The sequence below is a fragment of the Mesorhizobium sp. M1252 genome (assembly GCF_040318265.1).
Classification (GTDB): domain Bacteria; phylum Pseudomonadota; class Alphaproteobacteria; order Rhizobiales; family Rhizobiaceae; genus Mesorhizobium.
Window position 1 is genome coordinate 21,253 of record NZ_JAMYLX010000007.1, and the last position, 16,059, is coordinate 37,311.

Here is a 16,059-nt window from a genome sequence, read left to right on the forward strand (position 1 = left end):
GGGTGGGGTGCGGCGCGAGCCCCCCACCCGGACCTTCGGTCCGACCTCCCCACAAGGGGGAGGTAGGGGGCGGGTGCATGTACATCAATCGCCGACTGTCTGCATCTGCCGCTTTTCGTCATAGGCCTTGCGGGCTGCGTTGACCTGCGGCCGTGCGGAGACTTCCGGCACCGCGACATCCCACCAATGGCCGCCGGCATCGGTGGAAATCAGCGGGTCGGTGTCGATGACCAGCACGGTGGTGCGGTCGTTGGTTTTCGACTTTTGCAGCGCAGTCTCCAGGCCGGTGATCGACGGCACTTTCTCGGCAATAGCGCCCATGCTGGCCGCATGCGCGGCGAAGTCGATGTCGGGCAGGATCTCGTGGCGCGCGTCCTTCAGGAGGTTGTTGAAGTTGGCGCCGCCGGTGGCCATCTGCAGCCGGTTGATGCAGCCATAACCCCTGTTGTCGAGCACCACGATGGTCAGCTTCAGGCCAAGCATCACCGACGTGGCGATTTCGGAATTCATCATGAGGTAGGAGCCGTCCCCGACCATGACGACGACCTCCTGGTCGGGCTTGGCCATCTTGGCGCCGAGCCCGCCGGCAATCTCGTAGCCCATGGTCGAGAAGCCATATTCGCCATGGTACGAGCCGGGCGCGCCTGCCTGCCAGAGCTTGTGCAACTCGCCCGGCAGGCCGCCCGACGCGTTCAGCAAGGTCACGCCGGACCCCAGCGCGCGCTGCACGGCGCCGATCACCTGCGCGTCCGACGGGAAGGCGGCGTTGGTCGACGCCGTCACCTTGGAGGCTTCGGCCTGCCAAGCCTTCTTGCCTTGGTTCGCATTGTCGGTCCATGTCGCCGGTGCTTTCCAGTTCCCCAGCGCAGCACCGAGTTCGGCGAGCCCTTCGGCCGCATCGGCGACCAGCGGCAGCGCGCGGTGCTTGCCGGCGTCGAAAGGCTGCACGTTGAGCCCGATGATGGTCTTGCCGGAGTTCTTGAACAGCGCCCACGAGCCGGTGGTGAAATCCTGCAGGCGGGTGCCGATGGCGAGCACGACATCGGCTTCTTCCGCCAGCCGGTTGGCCGCGGACGTGCCGGTGACGCCGACCGCCGCCATGTTGAGCGGATGTGTGTCGGGCAGCGAGGACTTGCCGCCTTGCGTCTCGCAGACCGGAATGCCGGCGCTCTCGGCGAATTTCGCCAGTTCATCCGAAGCCTGCGAATACAGCACGCCGCCGCCGGCGATGATCAGCGGTTTTTTCGCACCCTTCAGCGCGGTGACCGCCGCCGCCAATTCATGCCGGTCCGGACGCGGCCGGCGCTGGTGCCAGACGCGCTCGGCGAAAAAGCTCTCGGGATAGTCATAGGCCTCGGCCTGCACGTCCTGGCAGAGCGACAGCGTCACCGGGCCGCATTCCGCCGGATCGGTCAGCACCTGCATGGTCCGCGCCAATGCCGGGATGATCTGCTCGGGACGGGTGATGCGGTCGAAATAGCGCGACACCGGACGGAAGCAGTCATTGACCGTCGCGGTGCCGTCGGAAAAGTCCTCGGCCTGCTGCAGCACCGGATCGGGGATGCGGTTGGCGAAGACATCGCCCGGCAAAAACAGGACGGGCAACCTGTTTACGTGGGCGAGCGCCGCCGCCGTCACCATGTTGAGCGCACCGGGGCCGATCGAAGAGGTCGCGGCCATGAAGCGGCGGCGGAAATTGGCCTTGCCATACGCGATCGCCGCATGCGCCATCGCCTGCTCATTGTGGGCGCGGAAGGTCGGCAATTCGTCGCGCAGCTGGTACAGCGCCTCGCCGATGCCGGCGACATTGCCGTGACCGAAGATCGCCCACACACCGCCGAAGATGGGCACTCTTCTGCCGTCGATCTCGGTCATCTGCTTGCTCAGAAAGCGGGTCAGCGCCTGCGCCGTCGTCAGGCGGATTGTCTTGCTCATGGTGTTTTCCTCCGCAGTCCTCTTGCCGCGCCTTTATGCTGCTTTACGGCCATGCGCGGCAAGCCACGCTTCGGTCAACTGTTCGAAGCGCGCGGCCATGTCGGCGATAGCCTCGTCATCCGCCATCTTGCCCGCCAGCCATTGTTCGGCGGCGTGGACGAAGATGGTGCGGCCGACGGCAAAGCCCTTGACGATCGGCGCCTTGGCGGTGGCGGCAAAGGCCGCTTCCAGTTCGTCCTGCGGCGCTTCGAGACCCAGCAGCACGACGCCACGACACCAAGGATCATGCTTCAGGATCACCGCTTCGATCTTGGCCCAGGCGCCGGCCGACGCCTGCGGTTCGAGCTTCCACCAGTCCGGCTTGATGCCAAGAGCATAGAGTTCTTCCAGGGCGCGCGGGATCGTCGTGTCATCGAGCTTGCCGTGCTTGCCGGCGATGATCTCGACCAGAAGCTCCCGGCCGACCTTCCGCGCGGCTTCGAACAGCGAGCGCAGCTTCTGCTGCTGCTCTTCCTTGAGCGCTGCCGGATCGTCGGGGTGATAGAAGCACAGGCATTTGATGCAGTGGTCGACCGGCCATTCCACCAGTTGCGAGCCGATGTCCTGCGAGAACTCGAAGCGCAGCGGCCGCGAGCCCGGCAGTTCGACGGGACGGCCGAGCCAGGCAAAGGGGTGGCGGGCGAATTCGAACATTGCTTCGCGGCCATGCTTCTCGTCGATCAGCATGCCATAGCCGTCGCGGCCGGCGGCGACTTTCGCCGCAGCCTTGACCGCCAGCACCTTGAAATCGCGGATGCGCGCCGGATCGGCGCCGGTCTTTGCCGCGACGTCCTCAAGCTGCACACGGTGGTCGCAGGCGAGCGCCATCATCGAGGGGATATCGCGGCGGCGGGTCGTCGCCCAATGGATGTGGTTGATCGCCTCGTCCTTGCGCAGAGCGAGGTGCTTGCTGCCGTTCCTGAGGAAGAACTGCAATTCCTCGAAGGTCGGATATTCCGGCGCGCAGAGCAGCCGCGACACGGCGAAAGCGCCGCAGGCATTGGCCCAGGTCGCCGCCGTTGCCAGGTTTTCGCCACCGAGCCAGCCGCGCAGAAAACCGGACATGAAGGCATCGCCCGCGCCGAGCACATTATAGATCTCGATCGGAAAGCCCTTGCCGACGATACCGTCTTCCAGATCGTCGCTGACCGGCCCGTCATAGACGATGCAGCCCATGGCGCCGCGCTTCAGTACGATGGTTGCCTTGGACAGCGCGCGGATCGTCTTCAGCGCGCTCAGGCAATCGTCGGCGCCCGAGGCGATCATGATCTCTTCCTCGGTGCCGACGATGAGGTCGCAATCGGGCAGCACCGTCTTCAGCTGGGCCGAGACGCGGTCGGATTTGACATAGCGCTCAAAACCTTCGGCATGGCCTGCGAGTCCCCAGAGGTTGGGGCGGTAGTCGATGTCGAACACCACCTTGCCGCCCCTGGCCTTGATGATGCGGATCGCCTTGCGCTGGGCGGCGTCGCTGTTGGGTCGGGAAAAATGCGTGCCGGTGACGACGATGGAACGGGCCGAGGCAATGAAAGCCTCGTCGATATCTTCTTCGGCGAGCGCCATGTCGGCGCAGTCGCTGCGATAAAAGATCATCGGCGAGACCCCTTCGCTCTCGACCGAAAGCAGCACCAGAGCCGTCAGCCGTTCCTTGTCGGTCTTCAGCCCGTCGACATTGACGCCTTCGCGCCGCAGCTGCTCGCGGATGAAGCGGCCCATCTGCTCGTCGCCGACACGGGTGAGCAGCGCCGAGCGCAGGCCTAGTCTCGCCGTGCCAACCGAGATGTTGGCCGGGCAGCCGCCGACCGATTTGGCAAAGGAGGTGATGTCCTCCAGCCGCGAGCCGATCTGCTGGCCGTAAAGGTCGACGGAAGCGCGACCGATGGTGATGACATCGAGCGTCGCCTGTTTGGCGTCCACGGCTTCGCTCATTGGAACCTCCCGTCGGTCTTGTTGTCTTGAGCAACGTAGTTGGGGGACACGCGCGAGCGGCAGCGTGGCGCCGGGAATATGAAATAATAATTCCAATCCATAGTCAATATGGAATGAGCATTCCTTCCGGGAATTCGAGCGCCCGGCGCCGGCCTAGGCTTTGCGCTTCTTGCCCGTGCTGCGCCGCTTCTCGCCGACGCCGACGGTGAGCGCCATGGCCAGCGCCATGGTGGCCGACAGCGAGCGGAAGCCGGCAAAATCGGCCTCGGCAACCTCGAACCAGACCTTGGCGAACTGCGCTAGTGGCGAAAACGAACTGTCGGTGATGGCGATGATCGGCACGCCCTGTTCGGAAATGGTGCGGGCCTCCTCGATGGTGGCCGGCGCATAGGGCGAGAAACTGATGGCAATGACGGCGTCCGCCGGGGTGGCGAAGGCGACCATCTCGGCATTGAGGCCGGCGGCGGATTCGATCAGCTGGTTGCGGATCTTCAGCTTGCCCAAGGCATAGGCAATGTAGCTCGCCACCGGGTAGGAGCGGCGCTTGGCCAGGACATAGATGGTCTCGGCCTTGGCCAGCAGCGAGATCGCGTCTTCCAGATGCGCCTCGTCCAGCGAGCGCGAAATATCGTTGAGCGAAGTGCTGGCGGCGGCGACGAAGCCGTCGAAGATGGCTCGGTGTCCAGCACCCGCATCGGCCTTGGCGCGCAGCGCCTGCAGGCGTTCGTCATAAGAGGAATTGCGCTCGCGCAGCCGCTCGCGAAACACCTGCTGCAGGCTGGTGAAGCCGTCGAAGCCTAGTTGCTGGGCAAAGCGGATCAAGGTGGACGGCTGCACGCCCGCCGAAGCGGCGATGCTGGCGGCGGTGCCGAAGGCGATGTCATCGGGATTGTCGAGCGCATAGGCGGCGATCTGGGCGATGCGCTTGGGCAAGGTTTCACGGCGATCGAGGATCGTGGCGCGCAGCGTCTCGAAGTCGCGAGGTACCCGTTCGTCCATCGTCGCCCCGTCCAAGCTCATCTAGAGCATGATGCCGAAAAGTGTGCAGCGGTTTTCGGACGACATCATGCTCTCTTTAACTCAAGTGACGTCCTCTCTGCCCCATCATAGCGAGCCTGCGCAAGAAGGCCATAAAAAATGAGGCAGACATTCCATTCGGAGAAGAAATGGACTAATTCATCCATCGATCGCTTCAGGTATTGGGAGAAAGAAATGGTCGGCGTTGGTCTTATCGGCACGGGTTTCATGGGCAAATGCCACGCCATTGCGTGGAGCGCCGTCGGCGCCGTCTTTCCCGATGTCGCCAAGCCGAAGCTGGTCCATCTCGGCGAGGTCAACGAGGAGCTGGCCAAGCGCAAGGCCGGTGAGTTCGGCTTCGCCAAGGCGTCGGGCGACTGGCGTGCCGTCGTCAACGACCCCGAGGTCGATATCGTCTCGCTGACCACGCCCAATCAGTTCCATCCGGAGATGGCCATCGCTATTCTCGAAGCCGGCAAGCATCTGTGGTGCGAGAAGCCGATGGCGCCGAGCTTTGCCGAAGCAGCGGCGATGGCGGCCGCGGCGAAGAAGTCCGGCAAGGTCGCAGCGCTTGGCTACAACTACATACAGAGCCCGGCCATCCGCCACATCGGCGCGCTGCTCGAGGAAAAGATCATCGGCGAGGTCAACCATCTGCGCATCGAGATGGACGAGGACTTCATGGCCGACCCGGAAGCGCTGTTCTTCTGGAAGCACGAGGCTGCTTCCGGCTATGGCGCGCTCGACGATTTCGCCGTGCATCCGCTGTCGCTGGTCTCGACACTGTTCGGCCGCGTCGCAAAAGTCATCTGCGACATGGCCAAGCCCTATGCCGACCGCAAGCTGGCCGGCGGCGGCCGCCGCGCCGTCGAGACCTACGACATCGCCAGCGTGCTGATGCATCTGGAAAACGGCATTGCCGGCACGCTGCTGGTCAACCGCTCGGCCTGGGGCCGCAAGGGCCGCATCGCCATCCAGATTTTCGGCTCCAAGGGATCGATCCTGTTCGACCAGGAGCGGATGAACGAAATCCAGCTCTACGTCACCGCCGATCGCCCGACCGAACAGGGCTACCGCACCATATTGGTGGCGCCGCACCACAAGCCTTACGACGCCTTCCTCCCGGCGCCGGGCCATGGGCTCGGTTTCAACGACCTCAAGATCATCGAGTGCCACGAATTGCTGACGCGGCTTGCCGGCAAGCCGGCACGGGTCATCGAATTTGCCGAAGGGCTGGAGATCGAGCGCACCGTGCACGCGATGGCGAGGTCGTTCGAGGAGAAGCGCTGGGTGGATGTGCGGTAAGATCCGCTCGCTTCAGCCGCCAGCGACAGCGTTCGCCTCCCAGCCATTGACCCAGACCTGCCGCAGGCGATCGCCTTCGCCCTTGAAGCGCAGGCCGGTCGGCTGGCAAGCCTCGATGCGGTCGCTGCGGAAATTGCGGATGGCCTGGCGCAGTTCACACCAGGCGACGATGTTGGCGGTTTCTGAATAGTAGATCAGCGCGATTGGACGGATCAGCCGCTCGGAGGCGCGGCCGATTTCGTCGCGATAGGACAGGTCGAGCTTTTCCTCGTCGCGGATGGCGCGGCGCACAAGCGCCAGATCGATGGTGCCGATTGCCGGTGCAGCGAACCCCCAGACATGCAGTGCGTTGGCGTCGAACGCCTGGCGTAGTGGCGGCGGCACGGCGCCGGCGATCTTGGCGCTGACGCGCTTGGCCGCCTGCTTGAGTTCGCTGTCTCCCGTGCGCTCCAGCAGGGCGAGCGACAGGACGATCGCCTCCATCTCCTCGATTGAGAACATCAGCGGTGGCAGGTCGAAGCCGGGCCGCAATATATAGCCGATGCCACGCCCGCCTTCGATCGGCACGCGCATCGCCTGCAGTGCGGCGATGTCGCGATAGATCGAACGCACCGTGACTTCCAGCTGCCCGGCGATCATCGCCGCCGTCACCGGCTGCCGCGCCAGCCGCAGGATCTGGATGATCTCGAACAGCCGCGACGCCTTGCGCATTTCCTCTCCCTGATGAACGCTACTGACACATCCCCGTCAGTTGGGATGATTTATTGGACTGCCTATCGGGTTGAAAATCAACAAATTCCTCAACGGCACCCCAGCAGGAAGTGACAAGCAACTGACATGAGTTACGCGGAAAATCTCTGGCTGTTCTTTATCCTGCTGTCCGGCATCATCATCGTGCCCGGCATGGACATGCTGTTCGTGCTAGCCAACGCGCTCACCGGCGGCCGCGACCGGGGCCTCGCCGCCACCGGCGGCATCATGGTCGGCGGCATCGTGCACACGCTGAACGGCGCCATCGGCGTCGGCCTGCTGATGCATTTCGTGCCGATCCTGTACAAGCCGCTGCTGATAGCCGGCGCCGCCTACATGGCCTTCATCGGCATCTCGCTGATGCGCAGTTCCATCACCGTCGGCCACGACGGGCCCGCCGGCAGCCGTACGGCCTGGAAGGCCTTTCGCCAGGGACTGGTGACCTGCCTGATCAACCCGAAGGCCTATCTCTTCATATTTGCCGTCTATCCGCAGTTCCTGAAGCCGGATTACGGCCCGATCTGGATTCAGGCGACGGTCATGGGCTTGCTGACGATGCTGACGCAGGCCGCCATCTATGGCGGGCTCGCCATCACCGCCGGCCGCAGCCGCAATCTGCTGGTGGCCAATCCGCGGGCGACCGCTTTTGCGGGCCGGGCGGCCGGACTGCTGCTGTTTGCGGTCTCGGTGTTTACGGCATGGGAAGGGTTGAGGGCAGCGTGATCCCGATCAAGCGATGACGCCGCGTTTCTTCGCCTCGGCGCGGCGCTTGCGGATCACTGTCCCGGTCTTTTCGTCGTCGAGGGCGGCAGCTACCCCGTCCGCGAGACCGATGACGTCATGACCGCCTCACGCCTTCGCCCAAGACGACGAGAAGCTCGTCCAATTGCTCGAACGTCTCGCCCATCGCATCCGCCGCCCCGGTACCGGCCGCGTCGAGAGCCTCCTTCGAGGGATAGAGTTCGTGCATGACCAGCAGCGTATTGCCACCCTTTTCCTCGAAGGTCAGCGTGGTGACGGGTCCACCGTCACCACCTTCGTCATTGGTCCAGACAAGGCGTGAGTGCGGTGTCACTTCGATATACCTGCCGAAGAATTCGTGAAGGTCCGAGGCGTCGTGGCCGAACACCAGGCGGTACGTGCCTCCGGTACGAGCATCCATCTCACATGAACGCAGGAACATGCCCATCGACTTCGGCACCCACCACTGCTTGAACAGCTCGGGCTTCGTCCACGCCTCGAACACGATGTGCGCCGGACCGTTGACTGTTCGCGTGACGACCAGCTCGCGCTCGGACTTCCGTTCGACCGTCGTGCGGTTGTGCGTGGGCTCACTCTCGGTTCTTTGGCGCATCGGCTTTCTCCTTCCGTTTCAATTCCTCGACAACCTTGTCCAACTCGTTGAAGCGTGCGTCCCAGAGCAGGCGGTGCCGCTCGATCCAGGCCGCCTCTTCCTCCAGTCCGCGCAGGCCGAGCTTGCAGGTCCGCACGCGGCCAACCTTCTGCGTGGTGACGAGCCCCGCCTGCTCCAGGACGCCGACGTGCTTCTTCATGCCCGTGAGGGTCATGTGGAATTTTCCGGCAAGCTCGGTGATCGAAGCGTCTGCGCGTCCGAGCTGCTCCAGAACGCCACGCCGGGTGGCGTCCGAGAGCGCGGCGAACGAGGAATCCAAGTCGGTATACTGAACCATACGGTTCAGTATTTAGCAGACCGGTTGCCGGGGTGCAAGGGGAGCCGCAGCGTCCTTCCCGCGCATCGCCTCGTATCAGGCGGCGCCCGGCCGGTTCTCCATCATGGCGCGGCGGGCTGAGCGGCGCCATTCTACGGCGCCGGCGAGGCCGTGCAGCACCGTCTCGGTGGTCGCCCAGTCGATGCAGCCATCTGTGATGCTCTGGCCATAGACGAGCGGCTTGCCGGGCACGACATCCTGACGGCCGGCAACGAGATTGCTCTCGATCATGAGGCCGATGATGCGTTCGTCGCCCGCCGCGACCTGACCGGCGACATCCGCCGCCACCTTGGGCTGGTTCTCCGGCTTCTTGGCCGAGTTGGCGTGGCTGACGTCGATCATCAGCCGGGGTGCAACGCCGATGCGGGCGAGTTCGGCCGAGGCTGCCTCGACGCTCGCCGCATCGTAATTCGGCTGAACGCCGCCGCGCAGGATGACGTGGCAGTCCTTATTGCCGGTAGTAGTCGCAATGCCGCTGCGTCCGCCCTTGGTCACCGCCATGAAATGATGCGGCTGGGCGGCGGATTTCACCGCCTCGGCGGCGATCCTGAGATTGCCGTCGGTGCCGTTCTTGAAGCCGACCGGGCAGGACAGGCCGGAAGCCAGTTCGCGGTGGATCTGGCTCTCGGTGGTGCGCGCGCCGATGGCGCCCCAGGCGACGAGATCGGCAATGTATTGCGGCGTCGTCATGTCGAGAAATTCGGTGGCCGAGGGCAGGCCGAGATTGTTGACCGCCGACAGCACGTTGCGCGCCATCCGCAGCCCCTTGTCGATGTTGAAGCTGCCGTCGAGATCGGGATCGTTGATAAGGCCCTTCCAGCCGACGGTCGTGCGCGGCTTTTCGAAATAGACCCGCATGACGATCTCCAACCGGTCGGACAGGGTCTCGCGCAGCGCCACTAGCCGGCTGGCATAGTCAACGGCCGCGACCGGGTCGTGGATCGAACACGGGCCGACGATGACAAGCAGCCGGTCGTCGGTGCCGTTCAAGATGGCATGGGTGGCGTTGCGTGATGCGCTCACGGTGCGCGTTGCCGTCAGCGTGCGCGGGATCTCCCGCATCACCTCGTCCGGCGTACTCAATTCTCGGATTTCCTTGACCCGAAGATCGTCTGTGGTGGTCAACACGGCTTTCTGCTCCTGTTTTTAGGAGACCTGCCGGCTGATACAAAAAAGCCGCCAGGTCTGGCGGCTGTTCGGACTTGTTGCTGCAATCTTCAGATCGAGCGCAATCCTCCCGCCGCCAGCGAGCTGCTAAAGTACCAATACGAGGCGGTCAGGTTGATCATCAGGCGTCATATAGTCGATGCCGAGGCGCTTGTCACGTGGGGTATGCGGAGACAATTCGGGATGGGCCGAATCCTCGCGATTTCGTCATCCCTGGGCGGAGCAGGAGCGAAGCTCCGTCGCGGAGACCCTGGGATCCATTCCGTGACCTGGGCCGTGGAGTGCGGCGGAGCAGAATTCTGGACCGTAGCAGCGCTCTGAAGTCGCGGCATGGATCCTCGGGTCTGCGCTGCGTCGCTACGCTCCTTGCTCCGCCCGTGGATGACGAAGTGCCGGCGGTTTCGCCAATCGCCAACACGTATAACGCGGAGCGGCTCATGCCGTCCAGGGATCGAAGAGTTCAAGTCCAAAGCCTTCGAAATCTTTCGTATTGCACGTTGCCAAGGTGAGCTCGTGCGCAATCGCAGTGGCTGCGATCAGGCCGTCCATCGACGACAGACCACGACCGCGGCGCTTGGCAAGACCCATCAGGTCGCCCCAGGCCAAGGCAACTGCATCGTCCACCGGCAAAACCCGCTGTTCGAAGCGCTGGGGCAGGTCCCGGGCGAGCCATTCGGCCAGCGCCTCGCGTTTACGGCCCTCATCCATCGGAGAGACGCCGCGCCGGATCTCGGCGATCGACACTACGCTGATGAAGGAGCGGTCCTCATCAAGCTCGTCCAGCCAGCCCAGGACACTTGCGTCAGGCGCTGGCCTCGTCACCTCGGACAGGACATTCGTGTCGAGCAGCAGTCTCACAGCGGCAGGTCACGCGGTTCGTCGCGCTGACGTTCAAGCTCGAGATCGGCGCCGCGCAGCGGCGAGCCCAGCAGGAACTCGGCAAGCGTACCCTTGCGTGCGATCTTGCGCTGCCATTCCTCGGCCGAGACGACAACCACGCTTGGTTTGCCGTTCTTGGTGATCGTCTGCGGCGAGGACTGTGCGCGCTCGATGACCTCGGAGAGCCGGGCTTTTGCCCCGGCAACCGTCCAGTTGGTGTCTTTGGATGACGTTAGCATCGCATGCTCGTGACTAGCCTGACTATCATGACTATGTGGGAATGGCGATGTTGCTGCAACAGGGTTTGAGGCTACTCCGGCGAGGTCCCCGCGACGTTCTGGTCGTAGTCAACCAGCGAGCCGGTCATGACACCGGATTGCGGGCTGGCCATGTAGCTGATCAGCCGCGCCAGTTGGTCGGGCTTCACCAGTTGGCCCATGGGCTGGCCGGCCTCTGCCTTTGCCAGCCAGTCGTCGGAGGCACCGTGCCATTTCTTCTGCACGATGTCCTCGCCCTCGGTGTCCATCCAGCCCGGCAGCACGGCGTTGCAGCGGATGCGGTTGAAACGATAGGCGTTGGCGACGTTCTTGGTCAGCGTCGCCAGCGCACCCTTGCTCGAGGAATAGGGCGCCAGGAAGGACTGGCCGCAATGCGCCGACATAGACAGCACGTTGACGATCGAGCCCGGCGCCTTCTGGTCCAGGAGATGGGCCACCACGCCCTGCATCAGGAAGAACGGGCCGCGCACGTTGGTCTGGAAAATCTGGTCGAAGGTCTCCTCGGAGGTTTCGACCAGCGACCCGCGCGCGGAGGTGGCTGCGGCGTTGACCAGCGCGTTGATGGTGTCGAAATGCGAGATCGCGGTTGCCACCGCGCGCTTGCAGTCCGCCACTTTCGAGACGTCGGCGCTGATGAAGATCGCATCGACGCCGGCCTTCTTGAAGTGGGCGACCGCCTTGTCGCCCTTCTCCTGCGAGCGGCCGATGAGCGCCAGCGCTTTGCAGCCCTCGTCGGCCAGCGCTTCGGCGACGGCAAAGCCGATGCCTTGCGCGCCGCCGGTGACGATGGCGCGCGTCTTCGAATTGCGATCGGCGGATGTGCTCATCGCTCTGCTCCTGTGCCTTGGTTCCGGTTCTTACTTGTCGAGACGGACGGTCTTGCCTGATGTCGCCGACTTCAGCGCGGCATCGGCCAGCTTCAGCGCCACGAGGCCGTCGGCGCCGCTCGGCGATGCCTTCTTGCCCGAGGTTGCAGCAGTGATGAAAGCGGCAATCTCGATGGCGTAGGCGTCGAGATAGCGGGTCATGAAGAAGTCGTGCAGCGGCGGGCGCGTATAGCCCTTCTCATTGGCGACCTCGATCGACACCGGCCGCTGGTTCTCGGCGGCGACCATGCCCTTGGAGCCATGCACCTCGATGCGCTGGTCGTAGCCATAGGTGGCGCGGCGCGAATTGGAGATGACGGCCTGCTTGCCGGACGCGGTTTCGAGGATGACGCTGACAGAGTCGAAATCGCCCGCTTCGCCGATCTTCTCGTCGACCAGAACCGAGGCATGGGCGCTGACCGCCGCCACCTCTTCGCCGAGCAGGAAGCGCGCCATGTCGAAATCGTGGATGGTCATGTCGCGAAAAATGCCGCCCGAGCGCTTGATGTAATCGACCGGCGGCGCGCCCGGATCGCGCGAGGTGATGGTGACCATCTCGACAGTACCGATGGCGCCGTCGTCGATCGCCTTGCGCACGGCGGCGAAGTGCGGATCGAAGCGGCGGTTGAAGCCGACCATCAGCGTCGCCTTGGCCTTGTCGACCACGGCCAGGCACTTCTCGACGCGCTTGACGTCGAGGTCGATCGGCTTCTCGCAGAAGATCGCCTTGCCGGCCTTGGCGAAACGCTCGATCAGATCGGCATGGGTGTCGGTCGGCGTGCAGATGACCACGGCGTCGATGTCCTTGGCCTTCTCGATCGCGTCGATGGTGCGCACTTCGGCGCCATAGGCGGTTGCCAACTCGGTCGCCGCCTTTTCAAAAGCGTCGGCAACGGCCACCAGTCTGGCCTGCGGGTTGGAGCCGACGGCGCGGGCATGGACCTTGCCGATACGGCCGGCACCGAGGAGGGCGAAACGAACAGTCATGGGGTATTTCCTCTAGGGGGATGGGTTCGAGAGAGTTGTGTCTCCACCTTCCTTTTGAGAAAGGTGGCAAGATAATTTTTCGAGCACGCCAGAAAACAGGATGACCATCCTGTTCAGGCCGCGAGTTCCGCCTCCCCGGTCTTGGCGCCGGTGATGTAGGAGACGATGTCGTTGCCGTCGGTGTTTTCCTTGCGCAGGTTGGCGACGATGCGGCCGCGCCGGAAGACGACGATGCGGTCGCACAGGTCGAACACCTGGCGCATGTTGTGGCTGATCAGGATCAGCGGCTCGCCATTGTCCTTCAGCGTGCGGATGATGTTCTCGACCTGCGCCGTCTCCTGCACGCCAAGGGCTGCCGTCGGCTCGTCCATGATGATCAGCTTGGAGGCGAAGGTCGCGGTCCGGGCGATCGCAACGCACTGGCGCTGGCCGCCCGACATGTGGCGAATGGTGTTGGACAAATTGGGGATTTTCACTGCCGTGCGGATCAGCGCCGCCTCGGTCGCCTTGCGCATGTATTTGCGGTCGAGGATCGAGAACGGCCCGAGATTGAAAAGCACCTTTTCGCGGCCGAGGAACAGGTTCGACGGCACGTCGAGATCGTCGGCCAGCGCCAGGTTCTGGAACACGGTCTCGATGCCCGCCGTGCGCGCTTCGATCGGCCCGGCAAAATTCACTTCCCTGCCGTCGAACCAGATCTGGCCACTGGTGCGTTGCTCGACGGCGGTGATCTGGCGCACGAAGGTCGATTTGCCGGCGCCATTGTCGCCCATGATGGCGACATGCTCGCCCTTGCGCAGCTCGAAATTCGCGCCTTCCAGCGCGTGCACGCCGCCATAACGCTTGGTCAGGTTTTCGGTCTTCAGGACGATGTCTGTCGTGGAGATATCTGGCATGGTCAAGCCCTCAATGCCCGCATGCGCTGGCGCCATTGGTCGAGAACGACCGCGCCGACGATGATCACGCCCTTGACCATCTCCTGATAGTAGGCGTCGAGGCGCAGGAAGGTGAAGCCGGAAATGATGACGCCGAAGATCAGCGAGCCGATCACGGTGCCGACGATCGAGCCGCGACCGCCCGACAAAGAGACGCCGCCGATGACCGCCATTGCGATGGCGTCTAGCTCGTACATGACGCCCATGCCGGACTGTGCCGTCAGGTTCTTGGAGGAGAGCACGACGGCGGCCAGCGCGGCTAGGATGCCGGCAATGACGTAGACGAGGATCTTGTGGTTGGCGATCTTGATGCCCGACATGCGCGCGGCATCCTCGTTGGAGCCGATGGCATAGCAATGCTTGCCGTAGCGTGTGTAGGTCATGATCAGCTGGAACAGCACCGCCAGCGACAGGAAGATGATGACCGGCATCAGGCCCTTGCCGATACCAGCGAAACTTTCGGTCGGAAACGAGATCGGCTGACCCTTGGACCACCATTTGGCAATGCCGCGCGCGGTCACCATCATGCCGAGCGTGGCAATGAACGGCGGAATGCGCGTGTATGCAATCAAGGAGCCGTTGACGAGACCGGCGAGCAGACCGCAGCCGATGGCGACCAGTACCGGCACGACGACCGGCAGGTCGGTCCAGCCTTGCGCCAGGAACATCGCCTTGGGGTTGGGGTTACCGTTGACCGTCGCCACCTGGGCAAAACTCATGGCGATCATGGCGGTGGCGCCGACGATCGAGCCCGAGGACAAGTCGATGCCGCCGCAAATGATCACCTGCGTGACGCCGATGGCGATGATGCCGACGATCGACACCTGCAGGATGATGATCTGCAGGCGGGCCTCATTGAAGATCCCGGCGACGTTGTCGCGCGTGTTGAACAGGAAGCTGTCGCCAAGAAAGATGCGGCCGATCATTTCGAAGATGACGACCAGAATGACCAGCGCCAGGAAGACGTTGAATTCGGCCGGCCATGTCCGCCTCTTCGCGTCATAGCTGACCCCGCCGACGCCATGAGATGTCTGTGACATGTCTGTCCTCCGTGAGGCGGCATTTGCCCTCCCGCACGTAAGGGCGGTGAGGGAAACGGGAGCGGCGCGATTGATGCGCCGCTCCGTTAGTCGAACGAGTCGCCGGCTCAGTTCTTCTTCAGGAACTTGTCGATGTTGGCTGGCGTCACGAGTTGGAAGGGCACGTAGACCTTGTGCTCGACCTTCTCGCCCTTGGCGAGCTTCAGCGCTGCGTCCAGAGCGCCGGCGCCCTGGCCGGCCGCATCCTGGAACACGGTGGCATCGAGGTCGCCGGCCTGCATGGCGGCAAGCGCGTCCTGCGTGGCGTCGACACCGCCGACGACGACCGTCTTCATGTCGATGTTGGCGGCCTTCATCGCCTGGATGGCGCCGATGGCGCTTTCGTCATTGTTGGCGATGACGCCGTCGAACGGCTTGCCGGTCGACAGCCAGTTGGTCATCAGGTTCTGCGCTTCGTCGCGGTTCCAGTTCGAAGTCTGCTTGTCGATGATCTTGATGAAGCTGCACTCCGGCGTGGCGATCACCTCTTCGATGTCCTTGGTGCGCTGCACGGCGGCCTGGTTGGAAAGCTCGCCCATGATGACATAGACATTGGCTTCCTTCTTGCCGGCCTCGGTGAACAGGCGGCAGACTTCCTTGGTCTCGAGCGTGCCGGAATCGGCCTCGTTCGACGCGACGAAGGCCTGGTTGTCCGGCAGCGTGTCGACATTGACCGGCTGGCGGTTGACATAGACCAACGGGATCTTGGCGGCTGCGGCGGCGTCCGACATCGCCTGCGTGGCCGAGGTATCGACCGGGTTGACGATGATGGCGTCGACGCCCGAGGCGGCGAAGTTCTTGATCTGGTCGAGCTGCTTGGCGACGTCGTTCTGCGCGTCCTCGACCTGCAGTTCCACGCCGCTCATGCCCTTGGCCTGCTCGATCATGCCGTTGCGCAGCACGGTGAGGAAGTTGTCGTCGAACTTGGCCATCGACACGCCGACCTTGGCGGCAAAAGCGGACGAACTCATCAGCGCCGCAAAGGCGACGCCCAAAATCAGTTTCTTCATTGTGTTTCTCCTCCACATTGGTGTCCGGCTGCACCGATCTACCCGGAATCCCCGATAGCCCGAGGAATCTCTCCCTGATGCCTTCCTGTTCCGTATGGCGTTTTGTCCAAGGGATGGAACGCCAAGCTCCCGGTTTGAAACAGATGTTCCGGA

At 63.6% G+C, this 16,059-nt stretch carries 16 protein-coding genes; 2 read left to right on the forward strand and 14 right to left on the reverse strand.

Going from position 1 to position 16,059, the window contains the following annotated elements; translation table 11 throughout:
* Positions 1–84: 84 nt before the first annotated feature.
* The 3 genes from iolD to NKH22_RS15530 all read right to left on the reverse strand — a co-directional run bounded on the left by iolD (position 85) and on the right by NKH22_RS15530 (position 4,902).
* A complete protein-coding gene (gene iolD, locus NKH22_RS15520) occupies positions 85–1,935 on the reverse strand; it encodes a 3D-(3,5/4)-trihydroxycyclohexane-1,2-dione acylhydrolase (decyclizing) (RefSeq protein WP_352910017.1) in 1,851 nt (616 codons plus the stop codon).
* Between the two features lie 33 nt (positions 1,936–1,968).
* Entirely contained in the window at positions 1,969–3,903 is a 1,935-nt protein-coding gene (locus NKH22_RS15525) for a bifunctional 5-dehydro-2-deoxygluconokinase/5-dehydro-2-deoxyphosphogluconate aldolase (protein ID WP_023821755.1), read from the reverse strand.
* Between the two features lie 153 nt (positions 3,904–4,056).
* Complete coding sequence (locus NKH22_RS15530; RefSeq protein WP_023703746.1) at positions 4,057–4,902, reverse strand: MurR/RpiR family transcriptional regulator; 846 nt, start codon at positions 4,900–4,902, stop codon at positions 4,057–4,059.
* Positions 4,903–5,115: 213 nt separating this feature from the next.
* On the opposite strand from NKH22_RS15530, the gene NKH22_RS15535 reads away from it, so the two are divergent.
* On the forward strand, positions 5,116–6,225 hold the full coding sequence (locus NKH22_RS15535; RefSeq protein ID WP_023814498.1) for a Gfo/Idh/MocA family protein: 1,110 nt from the start codon (positions 5,116–5,118) through the stop codon (positions 6,223–6,225).
* 12 nt (positions 6,226–6,237) lie between these two features.
* On the opposite strand, the gene NKH22_RS15540 is transcribed toward NKH22_RS15535, so the two are convergent.
* Positions 6,238–6,936, reverse strand: coding sequence for a helix-turn-helix transcriptional regulator (locus NKH22_RS15540; protein ID WP_023821754.1), 699 nt, complete (start codon positions 6,934–6,936; stop codon positions 6,238–6,240).
* Positions 6,937–7,062: 126 nt separating this feature from the next.
* Here NKH22_RS15540 and NKH22_RS15545 point away from each other — a divergent pair, with 126 nt between their 5' ends.
* A complete protein-coding gene (locus NKH22_RS15545; RefSeq protein ID WP_023821753.1) occupies positions 7,063–7,698 on the forward strand; it encodes a LysE family translocator in 636 nt (211 codons plus the stop codon).
* 115 nt (positions 7,699–7,813) lie between these two features.
* Here NKH22_RS15545 and NKH22_RS15550 read toward each other — a convergent pair whose 3' ends face one another.
* From NKH22_RS15550 to NKH22_RS15595, 10 genes are all read right to left on the reverse strand, one after another.
* A complete protein-coding gene (locus NKH22_RS15550) occupies positions 7,814–8,329 on the reverse strand; it encodes an SRPBCC domain-containing protein (RefSeq protein WP_352910020.1) in 516 nt (171 codons plus the stop codon).
* Positions 8,307–8,666, reverse strand: a complete 360-nt coding sequence (locus NKH22_RS15555; protein ID WP_023672338.1) for an ArsR/SmtB family transcription factor — start codon at positions 8,664–8,666, stop codon at positions 8,307–8,309. Before NKH22_RS15555 ends, NKH22_RS15550 begins: the two co-directional genes overlap by 23 nt.
* A 75-nt stretch (positions 8,667–8,741) precedes the next feature.
* Positions 8,742–9,833, reverse strand: a complete 1,092-nt coding sequence (locus tag NKH22_RS15560; protein ID WP_352910023.1) for a 3-deoxy-7-phosphoheptulonate synthase — start codon at positions 9,831–9,833, stop codon at positions 8,742–8,744.
* Positions 9,834–10,307: 474 nt separating this feature from the next.
* The gene (locus NKH22_RS15565; protein WP_023732718.1) at positions 10,308–10,730 is read right to left on the reverse strand and encodes a type II toxin-antitoxin system VapC family toxin; all 423 of its coding nucleotides are present in this window, start codon (positions 10,728–10,730) and stop codon (positions 10,308–10,310) included.
* Positions 10,727–10,990, reverse strand: coding sequence for a type II toxin-antitoxin system Phd/YefM family antitoxin (locus tag NKH22_RS15570; protein WP_023732719.1), 264 nt, complete (start codon positions 10,988–10,990; stop codon positions 10,727–10,729). The genes NKH22_RS15565 and NKH22_RS15570 overlap by 4 nt, the downstream gene beginning before the upstream one ends.
* 71 nt (positions 10,991–11,061) lie before the next feature.
* The gene (locus NKH22_RS15575) at positions 11,062–11,856 is read right to left on the reverse strand and encodes an SDR family oxidoreductase (RefSeq protein ID WP_023732720.1); all 795 of its coding nucleotides are present in this window, start codon (positions 11,854–11,856) and stop codon (positions 11,062–11,064) included.
* 30 nt (positions 11,857–11,886) lie between these two features.
* The gene (gene iolG / locus NKH22_RS15580) at positions 11,887–12,882 is read right to left on the reverse strand and encodes an inositol 2-dehydrogenase (protein ID WP_023732721.1); all 996 of its coding nucleotides are present in this window, start codon (positions 12,880–12,882) and stop codon (positions 11,887–11,889) included.
* Between the two features lie 113 nt (positions 12,883–12,995).
* Positions 12,996–13,778 carry an ATP-binding cassette domain-containing protein gene (locus NKH22_RS15585; protein ID WP_027049093.1) on the reverse strand — a complete coding sequence of 261 codons (783 nt, stop codon included), beginning with the start codon at positions 13,776–13,778 and terminating at the stop codon, positions 12,996–12,998.
* Between the two features lie 2 nt (positions 13,779–13,780).
* Complete coding sequence (locus NKH22_RS15590) at positions 13,781–14,857, reverse strand: ABC transporter permease (protein WP_023710443.1); 1,077 nt, start codon at positions 14,855–14,857, stop codon at positions 13,781–13,783.
* Between the two features lie 107 nt (positions 14,858–14,964).
* Positions 14,965–15,906: a sugar ABC transporter substrate-binding protein gene (locus NKH22_RS15595; RefSeq protein ID WP_023684065.1), complete on the reverse strand. Its 942-nt coding sequence runs from the start codon at positions 15,904–15,906 to the stop codon at positions 14,965–14,967.
* Positions 15,907–16,059 lie beyond the last annotated feature (153 nt).

Coding starts and splice junctions, on each gene's coding strand:
- iolG (WP_023732721.1), bottom strand. CDS start 12,882: ATGACTGTTCGTTTCGCCCTCCTCGGTGCCGGCCGTATCGGCAAGGTC.
- NKH22_RS15595 (WP_023684065.1), bottom strand. CDS start 15,906: ATGAAGAAACTGATTTTGGGCGTCGCCTTTGCGGCGCTGATGAGTTCG.
- NKH22_RS15540 (WP_023821754.1), bottom strand. CDS start 6,936: ATGCGCAAGGCGTCGCGGCTGTTCGAGATCATCCAGATCCTGCGGCTG.
- NKH22_RS15555 (WP_023672338.1), bottom strand. CDS start 8,666: ATGGTTCAGTATACCGACTTGGATTCCTCGTTCGCCGCGCTCTCGGAC.
- NKH22_RS15585 (WP_027049093.1), bottom strand. CDS start 13,778: ATGCCAGATATCTCCACGACAGACATCGTCCTGAAGACCGAAAACCTG.
- NKH22_RS15590 (WP_023710443.1), bottom strand. CDS start 14,857: ATGTCACAGACATCTCATGGCGTCGGCGGGGTCAGCTATGACGCGAAG.
- NKH22_RS15545 (WP_023821753.1), top strand. CDS start 7,063: ATGAGTTACGCGGAAAATCTCTGGCTGTTCTTTATCCTGCTGTCCGGC.
- NKH22_RS15550 (WP_352910020.1), bottom strand. CDS start 8,329: ATGCGCCAAAGAACCGAGAGTGAGCCCACGCACAACCGCACGACGGTC.
- iolD (WP_352910017.1), bottom strand. CDS start 1,935: ATGAGCAAGACAATCCGCCTGACGACGGCGCAGGCGCTGACCCGCTTT.
- NKH22_RS15570 (WP_023732719.1), bottom strand. CDS start 10,990: ATGCTAACGTCATCCAAAGACACCAACTGGACGGTTGCCGGGGCAAAA.
- NKH22_RS15535 (WP_023814498.1), top strand. CDS start 5,116: ATGGTCGGCGTTGGTCTTATCGGCACGGGTTTCATGGGCAAATGCCAC.
- NKH22_RS15530 (WP_023703746.1), bottom strand. CDS start 4,902: ATGGACGAACGGGTACCTCGCGACTTCGAGACGCTGCGCGCCACGATC.
- NKH22_RS15575 (WP_023732720.1), bottom strand. CDS start 11,856: ATGAGCACATCCGCCGATCGCAATTCGAAGACGCGCGCCATCGTCACC.
- NKH22_RS15525 (WP_023821755.1), bottom strand. CDS start 3,903: ATGAGCGAAGCCGTGGACGCCAAACAGGCGACGCTCGATGTCATCACC.